This is a genomic window from Burkholderia torrens (assembly GCF_984668525.1).
Map to the genome: position 1 here is coordinate 2,523,889 of NZ_OZ480212.1, position 18,645 is coordinate 2,542,533.

The 18,645-nt window shown below is 68.9% G+C and carries 18 protein-coding genes; 10 read left to right on the forward strand and 8 right to left on the reverse strand.

The annotated features are described in order from the left end of the window. Positions 1-37 precede the first annotated feature (37 nt). The 3 genes from AC5LXX_RS27515 to AC5LXX_RS27525 all read left to right on the forward strand — a co-directional run bounded on the left by AC5LXX_RS27515 (position 38) and on the right by AC5LXX_RS27525 (position 3,202). Positions 38-1,321 carry an isoprenylcysteine carboxylmethyltransferase family protein gene (locus AC5LXX_RS27515; protein ID WP_493411768.1) on the forward strand — a complete coding sequence of 428 codons (1,284 nt, stop codon included), beginning with the start codon at positions 38-40 and terminating at the stop codon, positions 1,319-1,321. 583 nt (positions 1,322-1,904) lie between these two features. After that, positions 1,905-2,573: a histone acetyltransferase gene (locus AC5LXX_RS27520; RefSeq protein WP_493411769.1), complete on the forward strand. Its 669-nt coding sequence runs from the start codon at positions 1,905-1,907 to the stop codon at positions 2,571-2,573. 56 nt (positions 2,574-2,629) lie between these two features. Beyond that, entirely contained in the window at positions 2,630-3,202 is a 573-nt protein-coding gene (locus tag AC5LXX_RS27525; protein ID WP_493411770.1) for an NADPH-dependent FMN reductase, read from the forward strand. A 34-nt stretch (positions 3,203-3,236) separates the two neighbouring features. On the opposite strand, the gene AC5LXX_RS27530 is transcribed toward AC5LXX_RS27525, so the two are convergent. The 5 genes from AC5LXX_RS27530 to AC5LXX_RS27550 all read right to left on the reverse strand — a co-directional run bounded on the left by AC5LXX_RS27530 (position 3,237) and on the right by AC5LXX_RS27550 (position 9,280). After that, positions 3,237-3,854 (reverse strand): DUF2894 domain-containing protein, encoded by a 618-nt coding sequence (locus AC5LXX_RS27530; RefSeq protein ID WP_493411771.1) that lies wholly within the window; start codon positions 3,852-3,854, stop codon positions 3,237-3,239. Further along, positions 3,851-4,495, reverse strand: coding sequence for an OmpA family protein (locus AC5LXX_RS27535; RefSeq protein ID WP_124451154.1), 645 nt, complete (start codon positions 4,493-4,495; stop codon positions 3,851-3,853). The genes AC5LXX_RS27530 and AC5LXX_RS27535 overlap by 4 nt, the downstream gene beginning before the upstream one ends. A 3-nt stretch (positions 4,496-4,498) precedes the next feature. Beyond that, entirely contained in the window at positions 4,499-7,546 is a 3,048-nt protein-coding gene (locus AC5LXX_RS27540; protein ID WP_493411772.1) for a DUF802 domain-containing protein, read from the reverse strand. A gap of 10 nt (positions 7,547-7,556) precedes the next feature. After that, positions 7,557-8,336 carry a DUF3348 domain-containing protein gene (locus tag AC5LXX_RS27545; RefSeq protein WP_493411773.1) on the reverse strand — a complete coding sequence of 260 codons (780 nt, stop codon included), beginning with the start codon at positions 8,334-8,336 and terminating at the stop codon, positions 7,557-7,559. Positions 8,337-8,641: 305 nt separating this feature from the next. Continuing rightward, complete coding sequence (locus tag AC5LXX_RS27550) at positions 8,642-9,280, reverse strand: LysE family translocator (protein ID WP_493411774.1); 639 nt, start codon at positions 9,278-9,280, stop codon at positions 8,642-8,644. Between the two features lie 265 nt (positions 9,281-9,545). Here AC5LXX_RS27550 and AC5LXX_RS27555 point away from each other — a divergent pair, with 265 nt between their 5' ends. After that, positions 9,546-10,124 (forward strand): hypothetical protein, encoded by a 579-nt coding sequence (locus AC5LXX_RS27555; RefSeq protein WP_493411775.1) that lies wholly within the window; start codon positions 9,546-9,548, stop codon positions 10,122-10,124. Positions 10,125-10,313: 189 nt separating this feature from the next. Next, the gene (locus AC5LXX_RS27560) at positions 10,314-11,693 is read left to right on the forward strand and encodes an FAD-containing oxidoreductase (RefSeq protein WP_493411776.1); all 1,380 of its coding nucleotides are present in this window, start codon (positions 10,314-10,316) and stop codon (positions 11,691-11,693) included. A gap of 61 nt (positions 11,694-11,754) precedes the next feature. Here AC5LXX_RS27560 and AC5LXX_RS27565 read toward each other — a convergent pair whose 3' ends face one another. After that, positions 11,755-12,648, reverse strand: a complete 894-nt coding sequence (locus AC5LXX_RS27565) for an SDR family oxidoreductase (RefSeq protein ID WP_493411777.1) — start codon at positions 12,646-12,648, stop codon at positions 11,755-11,757. A 95-nt stretch (positions 12,649-12,743) separates the two neighbouring features. Between AC5LXX_RS27565 and AC5LXX_RS27570 the strand changes: the two genes are divergently transcribed. Beyond that, positions 12,744-13,601: a helix-turn-helix transcriptional regulator gene (locus AC5LXX_RS27570; RefSeq protein WP_493411778.1), complete on the forward strand. Its 858-nt coding sequence runs from the start codon at positions 12,744-12,746 to the stop codon at positions 13,599-13,601. A gap of 117 nt (positions 13,602-13,718) precedes the next feature. On the opposite strand, the gene AC5LXX_RS27575 is transcribed toward AC5LXX_RS27570, so the two are convergent. Continuing rightward, positions 13,719-14,315 (reverse strand): DJ-1/PfpI family protein, encoded by a 597-nt coding sequence (locus tag AC5LXX_RS27575; protein WP_493411779.1) that lies wholly within the window; start codon positions 14,313-14,315, stop codon positions 13,719-13,721. Between the two features lie 89 nt (positions 14,316-14,404). On the opposite strand from AC5LXX_RS27575, the gene AC5LXX_RS27580 reads away from it, so the two are divergent. Continuing rightward, positions 14,405-15,736 (forward strand): aminotransferase-like domain-containing protein, encoded by a 1,332-nt coding sequence (locus AC5LXX_RS27580; protein WP_493411780.1) that lies wholly within the window; start codon positions 14,405-14,407, stop codon positions 15,734-15,736. A 48-nt stretch (positions 15,737-15,784) separates the two neighbouring features. Here AC5LXX_RS27580 and AC5LXX_RS27585 read toward each other — a convergent pair whose 3' ends face one another. After that, positions 15,785-16,681: a LysR substrate-binding domain-containing protein gene (locus tag AC5LXX_RS27585; protein ID WP_493411781.1), complete on the reverse strand. Its 897-nt coding sequence runs from the start codon at positions 16,679-16,681 to the stop codon at positions 15,785-15,787. 165 nt (positions 16,682-16,846) lie between these two features. Between AC5LXX_RS27585 and AC5LXX_RS27590 the strand changes: the two genes are divergently transcribed. From AC5LXX_RS27590 to AC5LXX_RS27600, 3 genes are read left to right on the forward strand one after another with little or no spacing between them, the layout of a single operon-like run. Further along, the gene (locus AC5LXX_RS27590; RefSeq protein WP_493411782.1) at positions 16,847-17,383 is read left to right on the forward strand and encodes a sugar ABC transporter; all 537 of its coding nucleotides are present in this window, start codon (positions 16,847-16,849) and stop codon (positions 17,381-17,383) included. Next, complete coding sequence (locus tag AC5LXX_RS27595) at positions 17,371-17,697, forward strand: hypothetical protein (RefSeq protein WP_493411783.1); 327 nt, start codon at positions 17,371-17,373, stop codon at positions 17,695-17,697. The genes AC5LXX_RS27590 and AC5LXX_RS27595 overlap by 13 nt, the downstream gene beginning before the upstream one ends. An 18-nt stretch (positions 17,698-17,715) precedes the next feature. Further along, positions 17,716-18,561, forward strand: a complete 846-nt coding sequence (locus tag AC5LXX_RS27600; protein ID WP_493411784.1) for an MBL fold metallo-hydrolase — start codon at positions 17,716-17,718, stop codon at positions 18,559-18,561. Positions 18,562-18,645 lie beyond the last annotated feature (84 nt).

Below are 18,645 nucleotides of genomic sequence, written 5' to 3' on the forward strand. Positions count from 1 at the left end.
CGGGGGCGCCGGCCCTCATCCGTACGAGGATCCGATCATGAACTCCACGCTCGACGGCGTCGTCGCTGCCCAGGACCGCCCACCGCGTTCCGCCACGCCCTTGCGTGCCGGCCTGCTCGGCATCGCAGCCGGACTCTTCGCGCTGTGGATCACGCGCGACCAGCCGACGCTCGACGCCGCCACGCGCGCGGTCATCGCCAGCCTCGCGATCATCGGCACGATCGCGCTGCACGAACTCTTCATCTCACGCGTCTACCTGCGCCCGAGCGCGGGGCTGTCGCGGCAGGCCGTCCGGCCGCTCGGCATCGCGCGCGTCGCGACGCGGCTCGGCGCGCTGACGTCGATCTACGCGGGCATCGGCATCCTCTACTGGCTGCTGCCCGAATACCACGGCGCGTTCTACCTGCCGTTCTGGTCGCTGCTGCGCTCGCTCGCGCCGTACGTGATCGTCGCCGCGCCGTTCTACTTCGCGTGGATGGACCGCCACCAGCGCGAAACCGACGACGCATACCTGCTGTGGGGCCGCTTCCTGTTCCGCCGCGAGCGGCCCGCGAGCTGGAAGCCGGTGCGCGAGATGCTCGCCGGCTGGGGCGTGAAGGCGTTCTTCCTGCCGCTGATGACCGTCTACCTGTCGAAGGACGCCGATCACCTGAGCGCGTCGCTCGCGAACGCGATGCACGCGCCGATGACGATCGCGACCTTCGTGTTCATGTACGACCTGTCTTTCACGATGGACCTGATGTTCGGCACCGTCGGCTACCTGTGCACGTTCCGCATCCTCGACAGCCACGTGCGCACCGTCGAGCCGACGACGCTCGGCTGGGTGGCCGCGCTGATCTGCTACCAGCCGTTCTGGTCACTGATCTCGAACAACTACATCCGCTACGAAGGCTCGGTGTTCTGGGACAACTGGCTGCTGTCGGCGCCGACGCTGCGCGTGATCTGGGGCGCGGTGATCATCCTGCTGCTGCTGACCTACGCGCTATGCACGATCTCGTTCGGGCTGCGGTTCTCGAACCTCACCAACCGCGGGATCATCACGTCGGGCCCGTACCGCTTCACCAAGCATCCGGCGTACATCACGAAGAACCTGTCGTACTGGATGGTGTCGGTGCCGTTCGTCGAACCGCTCGGCTGGCAGGTCGGGCTGATGCACTGCGCGGGGCTGGTCGCGGTCAACCTGATCTACTACACGCGCGCGAAGACGGAAGAGCGCCACCTGATGCGCGATCCCGACTATCGCGCATATGCCGAATGGATCGCACAGCACGGGCTGTTCGCGCGGATCCGGCAGGCGTTCGGGGGGCGGCAGGTGGCGTGACGTCTGCGATTGCGGTTGCGGCCAGTGCCGGGGCGGCGGTGCACGCCGTTCCGGCCGTCGCACGGGTAGCGGCCTCGCGCTGACGCCTAGCGCGCCACGTACGCTTTCCACCGCGTGACGGCGCGTGTCAGCCCGCATCGCCGAACACGTCGACGTACGGCCCCTTGCGGCCAATTGTCGCGAAACGACGCGATTCCCCGCTTTTCGTCGCTTTTCTCCGCCAGTCCGATTGCCCGCCCGCGAAGCGTCGCGTATGGTGCTGGCCGTCCGCACACGATCCGTCGCCCGGACTCCGACCGTCGTCCCGCGCGACGGCTGTGCGGGCCGTGCCCGCCGCTCACCGTCTCCGCGATGCCGCCCGCCGGCGCCGCGCATTCAGGAGGAAAGAGGCGTGATCCACAAAGTCCTGATCCTGTTCGCACTCTGCATCGCGGGCCTCGCCGCGATCGCCGCCGGTTTCCAGCACATCCCCAGCTGATTCGCGGCCCCGGCTCGCTTCGCCGAGCCCGGGGGCCGCAGCCATTCCTGTTCCCTGTTGCGATGAACCTCTTTCCCGAACCGCCCGGGACGGGCGGCCTTTGCCATGCGTATCGACGTACAGCATTCCCAACACGACATCGACGACGAACTCGACACACTTCATGAGCGCCTCCACCAGCCAGGCCATCGCCTGCACGGCCTGCCGGCCGTCGCGCTCGGCCGCTCGGGCCTGGTCATCCGCCACCGCGAAGCGGACGGCGAATACTTCCTGTACATCGAGGATCCGGCCGCGCGCCAGCTCGCCGGCTACACGGTGTTCAACCGCCTGCCCGAAATCCCCCGCCGCGCCGATCGCTACCTGCGCGCGCCGCATACGCGGCTGCGCGGCTCGGCGCAACGCAAGGGCCTCGCGACGGCGCTGTACCGCTGGGGGCTCGACGCGGGCCTGTGCCTGATCAGCGGCGCGCGCCAGTCGGTCGGCGCCGCGCAGCTGTGGACGGCGCTCGCGCACGATTACCGGCACGGCTTTGTCGATGTCGAGGGCCGCGCGCTGCGCTATCTCGGCGATACCGTTGCCGACGATGTGCATGGCGCACTGCATACGCGGCGGCTGTTGCTCGGCCATGGATGGACGATGACGGAATTCGCGCGGGCGGCCGGGATGAGCGACGCGGAACCGGTGCAGTGTGATCCCGCGGCGATTTTCAACGCGGCACCGCAGGCTGCAAGCGTCGGCAGCGCACGCCGCGCCGCTCGGACGCCGATGCGATAATCCGTCCGGACCGCGCGACGCGGCTACGCACTGCGCGCCAACCGACACACCCATCGATGACCACCGATCCCCGAACCGACTCCGAGCGCCGCATCGACATCGTCGCGCTGTGCGGCAGCCTCCGCGCGCAGTCGTACAACGCCGCTCTGCTCGACGCGGCCGCGCTCGTTGCTCCGCGCGGCATGCATGTCACGCGCTTCGATCGTCTCGGCAAATTCCCGTTGTTCAATCCCGATGCCGAATACCCGACGCCCGCCGCGGTGCGCGATCTGATCGACCGCCTGAACGCAGCCGACGGCGTACTGATCGCCAGCCCGGAATACGCGCATGGCGTGACGGGCGTGATGAAGAACGCGCTGGACTGGATCGTGGGATGCGAGGCCGTCGTGTACAAGCCGGTCGCGGTGCTGAACGCGTCGCCGCGGGCGACACATGCGGACGCGGCGCTGCGGGAAACGTTGTCGGTCATGTCGGCGCGCATCGTCGAACCTGCATCGATCGCGCTGCCGATCCTCGGGAGCCAGCTCGATGCGGCGGGCATCGCCGCGCATCCGCCGTTCGCGTCGGCGCTGGTCGATGCGTTGCACGCGCTGCGCGCGGCGATCGACGAGCCGGCACCGGGCCGGTAGGCAACCCGCACGCGCGAGCACGTGCCGCGCGGCGTTATCGCGCCTTGGCGCGCGTCGTCTTTCTCGCCGGTTTGGCCGCCTTCGCGCGCGGCGCTTCCTTCTCGGGCTGCGCGCCGCCGCCGGCGAGATCCTCGAGCCACGCGAGCGCATCGACGTACGACAGGAACTGCTGAAGATATTCCGGCGACAACTCGCGCATCGTCGCGAGCGACCGGTGCACGAGACTGTTCGAATTGAGCGGCCCCGCGTTGCGCGGCACCTGGTCGAGCGACTGCCGGTACTGCTGTTCCGTGCGGACCTTCGACCACAGCGTGCGGAAGTAGTCGACCAGTTCGGGATCGAGCCCGCGCCGGTCGGCCTGCGCGTCGCGTGCGAGCCGGTCGACGAGCGCCGAGAGCGCGCCACGACGCGACGCGACCGGTGCCCCGTCATCCGTGGCGCGCGCTTCCTCCGCCCGCGCGACGACTGCCGCATAGCCTTCGATCAGCGTCGCCAGCCGCGCGTCGAGCAACGCACGCGCGGCGCCGTCGAGTGCAGCCGCGCGCCGTTCGAGCGCGTCGATCCGGTGAAAGCGCACGGGTTCGAGCCGGTCGGCACCCTGCTCGCGCCACGCGTCGAGCGTCGCGCGCACGTGCGTCGCGTCGTCCGTCACTTCGCCTTCCCTCCGTTCGATGCCGACTTGCGCGGCACCGGCGCGATCTCCACCCGGCGGTTCTTCGCGCGGCCTTCATCGTCCGCATTCGAGCTGACCGGCTGCTCGGAGCCGAACGCGGCCGCGAACACCGACGACGCCGGCACGCCTGCGTCGATCAACGCGCGCGTGACCGTCAACGCGCGCTTGGCCGACAGTTCCCAGTTGTCCGCGAACAGGCGGTTGCCGGCATGCACCTGCTGGTCGTCGGCGAAGCCGCTGACCATCAGGATCTCGTCGCGCGTCTTCAGGTACGTGGCGAGCGGCACGGCCAGCGTCTTCAGCAGGTCGCGGCCCGCGGGCTGCAACTGGTCGGAGTTCAATGCGAACAGCACGTTGCCGCTGATGCCGATGCGCCCGTTCACGAGCGTCACGCGGCCGGCCGCGAGCGGCCCCGCGAGCGCCTGTTCGAGCGACTTGCGCTGCTGCGCCTCGAGCTGGCGCGCCCGCACGGCTTCCTCGAGCTTCGACGTGAGCTGCAGCTGCATGCCGATCACGCCGACGAGGACCAGCACGAACGCACCGAGCAACACCGACATCAGGTCGGCGAACGCGGGCCATACCGGCGCCGATTGCGCGCCGCCGTCGATTTCGTCGTGCATGCGTTACGCTCCGACGGGTGCGCGCCGGCCGGCGAGCTGCTGCATGTCTTCGACGATCTGCTTCTGCGACATCACGCTCAGGTCGATCACCTCGCGCGCCTGCGCGACGTAATACTCCAGCTGCTCGTCGCTGCGCGCGAGCGATTTCTCGAGCGCGACCTCAATGCGCTGCAGATGGGTCAGCAGCTTGTCGTTCGATTCTCCGAATACCTGCACGGCCATCCCGAACGCATCGCCGAGGCTCGCCACCTCGACGGCGCCGGCCGTGACCTGCGCGGCCACCGAGTCGAGCTTGCGCGTTTCGGCATCGACGGTGTCGTTGAAGCGCGCGCCGACGCGGTCGAGCAGGTCGGCCGACGTGCTGACGAGCGCGTCGATCGCGGCGCGCTGTTCGGTCGACGCGTGATTGACCGCGCCGAGCAGCGTTTCGAGCGTCGCGAGCAGGCGGCTGCGCTCCTCGAGCGTCGCGGTGTCGCGCACCATGCTGTCGGACAGGCGCTGGCGCAGTTCGGCGACGACGTCGGCCGCGGCTTTCGGCGCCTCCGACGCGGCCTGCACGAGGCGCGCGATTTCGTTGATCGTGTCGCTTGCGTGCTCCTGCGCCTGCGCCGTGATGTCGTTCGCGGTGCGGGTCAGCGTGTCGCAGATGTCCTGCTGGCGCATCGCGGCTTGCGCGCTCGTCTGCGCCCATTCGTCGCGCAGCGCGGCCGCCATCGCAGCGAGCGAATCGTTCCAGGCGGACAGGCGTGCTTCGTCGCGTGCGGCGAGTTGCGACTGCAGGCCCGTGTGCGAATCGCGGATCGTCGTCAGCAGATCGTTCGAGCGTTGTTCGAACGTCGAAGCCTGCGCGGTGAGATCGCGCGTCGTTTGCGCAAGGGCGTCGCAGATTTCCTGTTGACGGCCCGTGCTATGCACGCCTGCGCGTTGCCATTCGTCGCCGAGCTTCGCCGCCATTGCAGCCAGTGAATCGTTCCAGGCCGACAGGCGTGCTTCGTCGCGTGCCTCAAGTTGCGATTGCAGGCCCGTGTGCGAATCGCGAATCGTCGTCAGCAGCTCGTTCGAGCGTTGTTCGAACGTCGAAGCCTGCGCGGTGAGATCGCGCGTCGTTTGGGCGAGCGCGTCGCAGATTTCCTGCTGACGGCCGGCGCTGTGCACGCCTGCACGCTGCCATTCATCGCCGAGCTTCGCCGCCATTGCAGCCAGCGAATCGTTCCAGGCCGACAGGCGCGCTTCGTCGCGCGCCTCAAGTTGCGATTGCAGGCCCGTATACGAGTCGCGAATCGTCGACAGCAGATCATTCGAGCGTTGTTCGAACGTCGAAGCCTGTGCGGTGAGATCGCGCGTCGTTTGTGCGAGCGCATCGCAGATTTCCTGCTGACGGCCGGCGCTATGCACACCTGCACGCTGCCATTCGTCGCCGAGCTTCGCGGCCATTGCAGCCAGCGAATCGTTCCAGGCAGACAGGCGTGCTTCGTCGCGTGCGGCCAGTTGAGATTGCAGGCCCGTGTGCGAATCGCGAATCGTCGACAGCAGGTCGTTCGAGCGTTGTTCGAACGTCGAAGCCTGTGCGGCGAGATCGCGCGTGGTTTGCGCGAGTGCATCGCAGATTTCCTGCTGACGGCCCGCACTGTGCTCACCCGCACGCTGCCATTCGTCGCCGAGCTTCGCGGCCATCGCGGACAACGAGTCGTTCCACGCCGCGAGACGCTGTTCGTCGCGCGCGGCCAGTTCGGTCTGCAGCCCCGCGTGCGACTCGCGCATCGCGGCGAGCGTCGCACCCGAATGTCGTTCGAACGTCGCGGCGGCTTCGCCCAGCGCACGTGCGTGCTGGCTCGCGAGCGTCTCGCCGACCTGCTCCTGCCGCGACAGCGCATCGCGCCACGCCTCCGACAAGCGGCCTTCGGTCGATTCGAGGCGCGTCGCGACGCCGTCGAGCAGATCGGTCGAACGCTGCGCGAAGGTGTCGGCGAACTGGCCGAGCGTCGTCCGCAGCTGCTGCGCGACGGCGTCGCCCGCCTGACGTTGTTCGTCGATCGCGCGGTTCCAGACGGCCGTCACGTTGCCGGTGGTCTTCTCGAAGCCTTCCGTCAGCCCGTCGAGCTGACGCTGCACGGCGCCCGTCACGGTGTCGCGCAGCGCGGCCATCTCCTGCGCGAGCCCCGTCATCGTCGCGGCGACGACCGGCTGCAGCGCGGCACCGGCCACGCGCGCGCTTTCGGCGGCGCTTTCCTTCAGCGCGTCGCCGACGTTCGACGCGAGGCCCGCATATGCGCGCTCGGTCCGGTCGAAAAACGCCTGCTGGCTTTCGAGCTGGCGATCGTGCAACGCAACGCTGCGCGCCTCGAGCGTCGTCATCATCGTCTGCAGCCGGTCGACCAGCGCCGGCATCACGTCGGCCTGGCGCTGCAGCAGCCGGAACGATTCGTCGCGCTGGTGCGCGGACGAATGCACGCGCAGCGTCGTCGCGATCTTCGCGTCGAGCTGCTGGGCCGCATCGATCCGCTCGCGGCGCACGAGCGCGGACAGCAACCCGAGCATCGCGGACGTCGCGACGCCGGCAATCGACGTGCCGAACGCGAACCCGAGGCCCTTCACCGGCGCGATCAGCGATGCGCGGATCGCGTCGAGATCGGTCGCGCTTTCGAGCGCGGCGCCCGTGCCCTTCAGCGTGACGACCATCCCGAGCAGCGTGCCGAGCATGCCGAGCAGCACGAGCAGGCCGACGAGGTACGGCGTGAGCGCCGGGCCCGGCAGCGCGACGCGCGCGCCTTCGACCCGTGCGCGCACGGCGCCGCGCAGGCCCGGGTGCAGCGTGTCGAGCCACGTGTCGAGCTTCGCGGGCGGTTCGGCCAGGCCGGCCACCGCGCGCGACAGCGTGGCGGTCGCCTGGCGGTAGCGCAGCAGCTCCCATGCGCCGGCGACGTAGCACGCGCCGATCAGCAGCGTGACAGCCGCCGCCAGCGGGTTCGACGCGACATAGCCGACACCGATCCAGCCCACTGCGAGCAGACCGGCGACGAAGACAACGAGATCAAGGCGAATTCTGGACATAGCGTGTTGATTAGCTGGTGCGAAGGGCCGCGAGCAGCCCGTCTACCGTTTGAAACCGGACTTCGAGTTCGGCGAGCAGGATGCTTTGCATCTCGTCGCGAAACGTATCGAGCCATGTGCCGGGCACGATCGCCGCGACGGCCGTGGTGTCGGCCGCCGCGCGGTCATCAGCCGGACAGGATGCGTCGGACGCAGCAGCAGCAGCGGATTCGGCATCGGCCAGCGCCTGCCGTTCCGCGTCGCGCAACCGCGCGAAACGCGTGCCGAGCAGCGCGGGCACGGCCGACAACAGGCTGCGCTCGCGCGCGCCGAGCACGCGCTCCATGATCGTGTCGAGCGTCGCGAGCCGCGCCATCCCGGACGAGCGCGCGGCGAGCGCGACCCGCAGTCGGCCGCGCAACTGGCCGATCGCCGTTTCCATATCCTGTTGCAGCGTCAGGTAACGCTGGCGGAAGTCCGCGAAATCGGCCGTATCGGCGGCCGGCGGCGGCAGTTCGCCGGGCCGGCGTCGCGCACGCGGCCGGTGGGTGGCCGTGATCGCCTGCGCGAGGTCGTGGCGCACGCGCGCGCAGTCGCGTTCCGCATCGTAGCCGCGCACGCCGGCCGCGACGCCCGGCGGGCTCGCGGTCAGCGCGGACGACAGCGTGATCGCGTCGGTCCAGCCGAGCCACTGGCTCAGCCGGTCGGACAGCGTCTGCCGGGATTCCGCGACGTCGGCATCGGCCAGGCGCGCGAGCAGCCGGACGAGCGTCGGACCGCTCAGCGCCGGGCGCGGAGGTGCTTGCACCATGCTGCAAACCGTCAAAAAAGGCAGCAGTTTACACGTCGCCGGGAGGTCGGCCGTCAGAATCGGGGAGGCGGCGCCGGCCGGCGCGTCGTGCGACACACGCGAACGCCCGTCGCGCAAGGCTCGGCGGGCGGTGGCGGGTGGTCGGGAGGAGCGTCGGCGGCGGCCCGGTGAACGGCCGCGTCATGAGGAAAGGCACGCGTTTGCGAAACGCCGATGCAGGCGCAAGTGGCGGCCCGGCCGGTTCAAGGCGGCGGTCAGCCTGAGGAATGGCTGGCCGCCGCGAGATGCGGATCGGGACGGAAAGGTCAGATCCCCGCTTTCGGCGCGTTCAGGATCAGCCGCAGCCCGAGCAGCGTGATCGCGCCGGCCGCGATGCGGTCGACCCACTTCTTCGCACGCAGGTAGAGCTCGCGCGGCCGGCGCGTCGAGAAGCACAGCGCGACGAGCGTATACCAGCCGAATTCGACGGCGAACACGAGCGGCGGCAACACGAGGTAGCACCACAGCGGCGGATGCTGCGGGAGCAGCGCCGCGAAGATGCTGCCGTACCAGATCGCCGTCTTCGGGTTGCTGAGCTGGGTCGTGAGGCCCGTCAGGAACGAATTGCGCGCGCTGCCGCCGGCCATCGCCTGCGGGTCGTCCATCGCGATCGGCCGGTCGGCGCCGCGCCAGATCTTCGACGCCATGTAGATCAGGTACGCACCGCCCGCGACCTTGAGGCCGACATACAGCCATTCGACGGCCTGCAGCAGCGTGTAGAGCCCGGCCAGCGCGAGGCCGCCGAACACGATGCCGCCGATGCCCATGCCGAGCGCGGTGGCGAGCCCGTCGCGGCGCGACAGCCCGATCGAATTGCGCGCCACCAGCACGAAGCTCGGGCCCGGAATCATCGCGCCGAGAAACAGCGCACCCAGGATGGCGAATACGGCAGCCGATGCAGTCATCGAAGTCCCCTTGGTCAGCGACGCCGATTCGCCGGCGCCGGCGTGTCGTTTCCGACGGTCGAAGCGCTGATTCTGGCACGCTTCGCGCGTGGCAGAAAGCGGCCGCGCGCTGCTATGCTGGCCCTCTTTCTCGTCCTCACCACCATGATCGAGATCCGCGCCGCCAGTCGCGTTCAATCCGCTGCCGGGCACCGAATTTCCCGGGCGCGATCCGTCACCGCCCTCGGCCGGTAACCCTTTCCTCCTTTCGACCGGACCTCCCGCCATGCGCGTTCTCCGCCTCGCTACCCTGCTGCTCCCGCTGCTCGCGGCACTGCCTGCCGCCGCCCGCGCCGTCGACCTGCCGAAGTCGATCGCCGCGCAACTGCCGCCCGGCTACCAGCCGCTGCTCGCGCAGCCCGGGCCGGATCTCGACAACGGGCGCCACAGCTTTCTCGTCGTCGTGCATCGCGCGGTCGATACGCGCGAACAGCCGTCGCCGCGCCCGCTGCTGATCTACGAGGAGCAAGCCGACCACACCTACCGGCTCGCCGCACGCAACGACCAGGTCGTGCTGCGCGCGAACGAAGGCGGCCAGTGCGATCCGTTCGATCCCGAGGATGCCGCCGACAACGGCTTCTCGGTGAAGGGCCGCTATTTCACCGTGCAAAACGCCGTCGCCTGCGGGCAGCACTGGACCGACTACATCACGTTCCGCTACGACCCGCGCACGCACGGCTGGCTGTTCTCGAACCAGATCGTCACCGAATCGTTCCCGCTCGACGGCCAGCCCGACCACGTCACCGTCACGCGCGCCGACGCGCACCGGCCGGTGACGTTCGGGCAGTGGAAGCGCAAGGACTAGCCGCCGCGCCCGGCACGCGCCGGCGCCGCCCGCGGTGCCGGCGTTTCAATGCGGCGGCCATCGCCAGCCCACCGCTCGCGACACCGCGCCAACGGGTCTACCATAGGCGCTCGTCGCCGCTCGGCGACCGCCGGCCGGCACGAGGCTTGCGCCTGCCCCTTTCCTCGTTGCCCCGCACAGGAGGACGTCATGACGCAACACTTCGACGCGATCGTCATCGGCACCGGCCAGGCCGGGCCGCCGCTCGCCGCGCGGCTTTCGGCCGCCGGCATGAAAGTCGCGATCATCGAACGCGGCCGCTTCGGCGGCACCTGCGTGAACACCGGCTGTATCCCGACCAAGACGCTGATCGCAAGCGCATACGCCGCGCAGCTCGCGCGGCGCGCCGGCGAATACGGCGTGTCGGTCGGCGGCCCCGTCACCGTCGACATGAAAGCCGTGAAGGCGCGCAAGGACCAGATTTCCGGCCGCTCGAACCACGGCGTCGAGCAATGGGTGCGCGGCCTCGCGAACACCACGGTGTTTCAGGGTCACGCCCGATTCGAGCGCGCCGACGCCGTGCGCGTGGGCGACGAGCTGCTCGAAGCCGAACGCATCTTCATCAACGTCGGCGGGCGCGCGCAGGTGCCCGCGATGCCGGGCCTCGACTCGGTGCCGTACCTGACCAATTCGACGATGATGGACGTCGACTTCCTGCCCGAGCATCTGGTGATCGTCGGCGGCAGCTATGTCGGACTCGAATTCGGCCAGATGTATCGCCGCTTCGGATCGAAGGTCACGATCGTCGAGAAGGGCTCGCGCCTGATCCGCCGCGAGGACGAAGACGTGTCGCAGGCCGTGCGCGAGATTCTCGAGAACGAAGGCATCGACGTGCAGCTCGATGCGAACTGCCTGAGCGCGCGGCGCGACGGCGACGGCATCGTGGTCGGCCTCGATTGCCCGGGCGGCGGCCGCGAGGTCGCGGGCTCGCACCTGCTGCTCGCGGTCGGCCGCGTGCCGAACACCGACGATCTCGGGCTCGACCGCGCGGGCGTCGACACCGACGCGCGCGGCTATATCGTCGTCGACGAACAGTTGCGCACGAACGTGCCGGGCATCTGGGCGCTCGGCGACTGCAACGGGCGCGGCGCGTTCACGCACACCGCGTACAACGACTTCGAGATCGTCGCGGCCAACCTGCTCGACGACGATCCGCGCAAGGTGTCCGACCGCATCACGGCCTATGCGATGTATATCGATCCGCCGCTCGGCCGCGTCGGCATGACGCTCGCGGAAGCGAAGCAGACGGGCCGCCGGCTGCTGGTCGGCACGCGCCCGATGACGCGCGTCGGCCGTGCGGTCGAGAAAGGCGAGAGCCAGGGCTTCATGAAGGTGATCGTCGACGCGGACAGCCACGCGATCCTCGGCGCGTCGATCCTCGGCGTGACCGGCGACGAGGTCGTGCACGGGATGCTCGACGTAATGGCCGCCGGCGCGCCGTACACGACGATCAGCCGCGCGATGCATATCCACCCGACCGTGTCGGAACTCGTGCCGACGCTGCTGCAGGACCTGCATCCGGTCGAATGACACGGCGGGCGGCCATGCATCGTCGCCGTACGGAGGGCGGACGATGGGCCACGGCGGCCGCTCAGCTTTCGAAATACCGCGGCCGGTCGATATCGGCCAGCAGCCGCGGCTGCGTCGGCGTCCAGTCGAGCAATGCCCGCGTGCGTTCGCTGGTGGCCGGCGCATCCATGCCGGCAAACATCGCGAACCAGCCGAAGTGCTCACCGGCCTCCGCCGGCGACTTCGCGACGACCGGCACGTTCAGCCGCCGGCCGATCACTTCCGCGATCTCGCGCAACTGCACACCGGTATCGTCGACCGCGTGATAGCGCGCACCGGCCGCGCCGCGTTCGATCGCGAGCCGGTACACGCGCGCCGCATCGAGCCGGTGTACGGCCGGCCAGCGGTTGTCGCCGTCGCCGATAAAGGCCGACGCCCCCTTCTCCCGCGCGAACGCAATCAGCCGCGGCACGAAGGCATGATCGCCGTCGCCGTGCACGGACGGCGGCAGGCGCACGACCGACGCATGCACGCCGCGCGCCTCCAGCGCGACCGCGGTCGCTTCGGACGCACGCGGATACGTCGACGACACCGGCACGTGCGGATCGTCCTCGGTCGCCGCGCGGCCGGGCGCGACGAGCGCGAGCCCCGACGTGACGACCAGCGGCCGCGCCGAGCCCGCGAGCGCCGTGCCGATCGTCTCGATCGCGCGGCGATCGAGTTCGCAGTTCTGCGCGAAGCGCGAGAAATCGTGATTGAATCCCGTGTGGATCACCGCGTCGGCGCGTTCGGCACCGCGCGTCAGGCTGTCGAGATCCTCCAGCGACCCGCGATGCACGTCGGCGCCCGCGGCCGCCACCGACGCGGCGGCCGCATCGGACCGCGCAAGGCCGAGCACCGAGTGCCCGGCGGCCACGAGTTCGGCGACGACGGCCGAGCCGACGAATCCCGACGCTCCAGTAACAAAGACACGCATGTTCAGCACCTCCGGATGGAATGGAGGCTTACTATCTGTCGAGCGCCGCACGCGGTGAAGTCGTGACGGTTTACCGGTAAACGAACTAACAGGATATGGCTGACGCCCCCGACAACCTGCTCGGCGCGTACCTGCGGGACCGCCGCGAGAAACTCGATCCGGCCGCGCTCGGGTTGCCGGCCACGCGCCGCCGCACGCCGGGCCTGCGGCGCGAGGAAGTCGCGCAGCGCGCGCACGTGAGCGCGGCGTGGTACACGTGGCTCGAACAGGGGCGCGGCGGCGCGCCGTCGGCCGACGTGCTCGACCGGCTCGCCCACGCGCTGATGCTGAACGACGCCGAACGCGAACACCTGTTCCTGATCGGCGTCGGCCATCCGCCCGGCGTGCGCTATCACGCACCGGCCAGCGTGACGCCGCGCCTGCAGCACGTGCTCGATTCGCTCGATGCGAGCCCCGCGATCGTGCGCTCCGCGACGTGGGACGTCGTCGCCTGGAACGATGCGGCGGCCGCGACGCTGACCGACTATGCGACGCTGCCGCCGGCCGCGCGCAACATCCTGCGACTGATCTTCGTCGACGCGGCCGTGCGCTACGCGCAGCCGAACTGGGAACGCGTCGCGCGGTTCGCGGTGGGCGCGTTTCGCGCGGACGTCGCACGCGGCGGCGCGACGCAGGCCGTGCAGGCGTTCGTCGACGAGATGCGCGCGACGAGCGCCGAATTCGACGCGATGTGGCGCGACCACGATATTCGTTCGCATGACGAAGGCACGAAGGAAATCCGCCATCCGCAGGCCGGCCGGATCGCACTCGAATATTCGGCGTTCGCGGTGACCGGCCGCCCCGACCTGAGCCTCGTGATCTTCACGCCGGCGACGCCGGCCGACCGCGCCCGCATCCGGGCGCTCGTCGCGGCCCGCGAACAGGCCGGCGCATTGCAGATGCCGGATGCATGAGCACGCGGCGGGCCGTGCCACCCGCCCCCGTGAGCCCCATCGGCCCCACGAAGGAGCGTTGCGCATCGACACGCGACGTCCCTGCGCGAATCGCCCCGGATGCCGTTCGACAAGCGATCACAGGAACGGCGCAATGTTCCCGATCGCACGCGTCACGTAAGCCTCCTTCTCCCCCACCGGCGCGACGTAGTGAACCGCGCTGCGTGCGGCCTCGACGCCCTCCAGGCGCGCGATGATCCAGGCCGCCAGATAGTGCGACGCCAGACATCCGCCCGCCGTCGCGACATTCCCCCGCGCCACGAACGGCTGATCGAGCACGGCCACGCCCGCCTCCTCGACCCACGGCCGGGTGGTCAGGTCGGTGCAGGCCGGCACGTCGTTCAGCAGGCCCAGCTTCGCGAGTATCAGCGTGCCCGAACATTGCGCGCCCAGCAGCTGGCGCGCCGGATCGAGCTTCAACTGCGCCATCAGCGCGGTATCGCGCACGACATCCCGTGTCAGTTTGCCGCTGCCGACCAGCACCGCGTCGGCGTCGCAGGCCTCCTGCAACGACACGTGCGCATCCAGCACCAGGCCGTTCATCGAACGCGGCCGCGCCACCGGGCTCGCGATCGATACGCGCCAGCCGGGCGTCTTGACCCGGTTCAGCAGGCCGAACGCGATCAGCGAGTCGAGTTCGTTGAAGCCCTCGAAAGTCAGGATGGCGATGTGCATGGCGTCCTCGTACGGTGGAGCGGTTGTGTTGCGCCATGGTAGGACCGACAATCAAGACAATCAAATTATTGTCATGGATACATTTCGCGATGCCGGAGCCGCGCTACAAGCAGCTGGTCGATCGATTCGCGGCCGACATCCGCTCGGGCCGCCTGCGTCCGGGCACGCGCCTGCCGACGCACCGCGACCTCGCCGCCCGCGAAGGTCTGGCACTCGTGACGGCCACGCGCGTGTATGCGGAGCTGCAGGCGATGGGACTCGTCAGCGGTGAAACGGGGCGCGGCACGTTCGTGAAGGAGCCGCTGTCCCGCGACCAGCGCGTCGACCTGTACGCGTGGAGCGCGGAGACCGTGGACCTGAGCTTCAACTCCCCGACGTCGCCCGATCAGACCGACCTGTTCAGAACCGCGCTGCGCCAGCTTGCAACGGCCGGCGACCTGGAAGCGCTGCTGCGATACCAGCCGCACGGCGGGCGCGAGCACGAGCGCGCGACGGCCGCGCGACACCTCGCCGGCCGAGGCCTGAACGCCACCGCCGACACCACGCTGTTCGTGAGCGGCGCGCAGCACGGGCTGACGACCTCGGCCATGGCGTTGTTCGAGCCCGGCGACGTCGTGGCCGTGGACGCACTGACCTATCCAGGATTCAAGCTGGCCGCCGAAACCGCCCGGCTCGAACTCGCGCCGATCCCGGCCGCCGGGCGCGGCCCCGACCTGGACGCGCTGGCCGCACTGTGCAAGCGGCGCAAGGTGCGCGCCGTCTATGCGATGCCGACGCTGCACAACCCGCTCGGCTGGGTGATGAGCGCCACGCGACGCAAAGCCCTCGTCGCCCTCGCGCGGCAACACGGCCTGATCCTGATCGAGGACGCCGCCTACGCGTTCCTGGACGACGAAGCGCCACCGCCGCTGGCGGCGCTCGCACCGGAGACGACGGTGTATGTGTCGAGCCTGTCGAAGAGCGTCGCGACCGGCCTGCGCGTCGGCTTCCTCCACGCACCGCACGAATGGGTACCGAAGCTCGAGCGGGCCATCCGCGCGACGACGTGGAACACGCCGGCGACCATGACGGCCATTGCATGCGGCTGGATGGAAGACGGCACCGCAGCCAGGCTCGAAGCCGGGAAGCGGCGCGACGCGGCGGACCGTCAGCGCGTGGCCGCCGGCGCACTGGGCCGGCTCAAACGCATCGCACACCCGGCGTCGTACTTCATCTGGATTCCACTCGAACAGGACGTCCGCGCCGATACGATTGCGATGGCGTTGATGCGCGAGCGCATTTCCGTGACGACCGCCCTGCCGTTCTCGACTTCCGCCCACGTGCCTCATGCGATTCGACTGGCGATCGGTTCCGTCGATCCGGCCACCCTCGAACGGTCGCTGGGAACGGTCGCGCGCGTGATTGCCGAACACACGTACTGACCGACACGCGCCGGCACGCAGTCATCGCGGTGAGCTTCGGCCGATGCTTCAGCGCGATGACTGGGCGCCGGCCTCTTCCAGCATCCATTGCGCGAAAGCCCGCACCGGCCCCGCGCTCAATTCGAGCGGCTCCGGCAGCACGACGCAGAAGTTCTTGGTGACCGCCTTCCCGTCCGGCCAGGGCGCGACCAGGCGGCCTTGCTCGAGCTCTGCGCCGATGTAAAGGCGCGGCACCAATGCCACGCCCAAGCCGGCCAGTGCCGCCTCGATCAGCATCGAATGGAGATCGTACCGGGGGCCGACCGCCGAATTGGTCAGCGCGATGCCCGATGCTTCCGCATAGGTCTGCCACGCATCCGGATTCTGCCGCCGGTGAAGGCGCGGCAGCGCATCCAGCGACGCGTTCGCCCCCGCCTCCTTCAGCAGCGCAGGACTGCATACGGGCACCAGCACTTCCTCCAGCAGACGATGCAGATGCATGCCGGCCCATGCCGGATGCTCGAAATGAATGGCCGCGTCGAAACCGCTGCCCGCGAGCAGGAACGGGTCCATTCGTTCGGCGATATGCACGGTGATATTCGGGTGCCGATCCTGAAACCGCTTCAGCCGTGGAATCAGCCAGCGCGTGGCGAAGGTCGGAATCGCGGCGACCTCGATGCTCGCGCCCTCGACGGGCTGCCCCATCAGATACAGGCTGTCCCGTTCCAGCCGGTCCAGGATCTCGCGCACCTGCACCGCGTAGCGCGTGCCGTTCGGCGCCAGCCTGACGCGGTTTCCCACGCGCTCGAACAACGTCACGCCCAGGAACGCCTCCAGCCGGCCGATCTGGCGGCTGACCGCGCCTTCGGTCCGCGCCAGCTCGTCGGCCGCGCGGGCAAAGCTCCCGTGGCGGGCCGCCGCCTCGAAGGCCTGGAGCGCGGAATTGCTGGGAATCTTGCGTCGCATGGGGATCTCGCCAGTCGGGGGAATTGGGCGTCAGCTTGAGCAAACATCACTGAATGCTGACTTTTTGTCGTTATTTACACGGTAAATATCAGATTAGCATTACGTCACTGCACTGAATACCGTGCATTCGCCGCACGATGCCACTCCGTTACGAAGGACGATCCGATGATCTACACCGTGGAATGCAGCTTCGCCGACCGCGCCAGCGAAGCCGAATGGAACGACTTCTACAGCCTTGAAAAGCTGCCGGCCCTCATCTCAGTGACGGGTTTTCACACGTCGCAACGCTTCAAGGCGATCGGCGAGGGTTGCCCCGTCTACCTGGCCGTCCATACGATCGACGGTCTCGACGTGCTGACCGGAGACGAATATCGCCAGAAAGGCGGCGGTAATTTTGCGCGATGGCAGCAGCACATCACCGACTGGCACCGCAATCTCTACAGCGACATCGGCATCGCGCCGGCGGTCGCTGCGGACGAACTGCTCGTGCTGTGCGAGCGCGGCCCCGAGCCGCTGATCCGCCTGGGCCTGGCACCGCTCGCCATGCAGGCCGTCGCGCTGGAGCAGCGTCCGGCGCGCCGCTGGCTTGCCGTCCTCCCCCGCGACGACGCCCCGCTGGCCGGGCACGCGGCGGCCGGCCTTTACCTTTACGCACCGATCACCGTGCAACTGACCCGAACAGGCCAGCCATGCCGAACGTGACTTTCCATATTCAGGCGGGACGCATGCCGTCCGCCGACGACCTTGCCGCGCTGTCCGGCGATTGCGTCGCGCTGTGCACCGACGTCCTCCGGGCAGACCTCAAGAACGTTCACGTGATCTTCATGGAGGTTCGGCACGGACACGGGCACCCCGTGTTCGCGGAAATCCAGTATCGTGCCGACGCGTTTCGCCTGCCCGCGATCATGAACCGCTTCATGGAAGCGCTCGATCACGCGATCGTGCACCGCACGGGCCTGACCGCGCGCATCCGTTGCTTCGGCCATGCCGCACCGAACATTCACGCGCGAAACTAGCGTGCCTGGAGAAGCCTTGTGTCCACCGTTACTTTTCCCTTTCAGCAAGTCGGCGATTTCACGATCACGGCGATCAGCGACGGCTACCTGACCGCCAGCCTCGATTTCCTGTCGAACATCGACGCGTCCGAGGCCTCCCGCATGCAGCACGCAGCCGGGCAGCAGGAACCGTCCGCCATCCATATCAACTGCTACGTGGTGCGCGGCGCAGGCCGCACGATCCTCATCGACGCCGGGGCCGGCGGCATCAGGCAATGGGGCGGCCGCCTGATCGCGAATCTGTCGCTGGCCGGCATCGAACCGACGGCGATCGACACGATCCTGCTCACGCACGCGCATCCCGACCATGTCGGCGGGCTGGTGAATGCCGCCGGGCACGTGACGTTTCCGCAGGCGGAGCTGGTCGTCCATCGGCGGGAAGTCGGCTTCTGGCAGGACGACGCCAATCTGAGCCGTGCCAGCGAGCGCGCCCGCGGCAACTTCCTGATCGCGCGCCAGGTATTCGACGGCTATCGCGACAGGCTGCGCACGTTTGACGACGGCGACGTGTTGCCGGGCATTCGCGCGATGCCGCTACCGGGACATACGGACGGGCACACCGGATACGTCGTCGAATCCGGCGATCAGGGCCTGCTCGTGTGGGGCGATATCGTGCATTTCCCGCACATCCAGATCAAGCGGCCCGACGTATCGATTGCATTCGACCAGGACTCGACCCAGGCCGCGACCACGCGATCACGGTTGCTGGACCGCGTCAGCTCGGAAGGGTTGATGATCGCCGGCATGCATTTAGGAGAACCTGGTTTCGCCCGCATCGTGCGAACGAAAGGGGAATACGGCCTGCTTTACGAGACCGATGCGTGAGATCGCGAATGGAGACAGTCGCATCCGGCGCGCGAATCGATGCGGTCATGACGCCCGCATCGATCCGCGCGTGGCGCGGTGTCG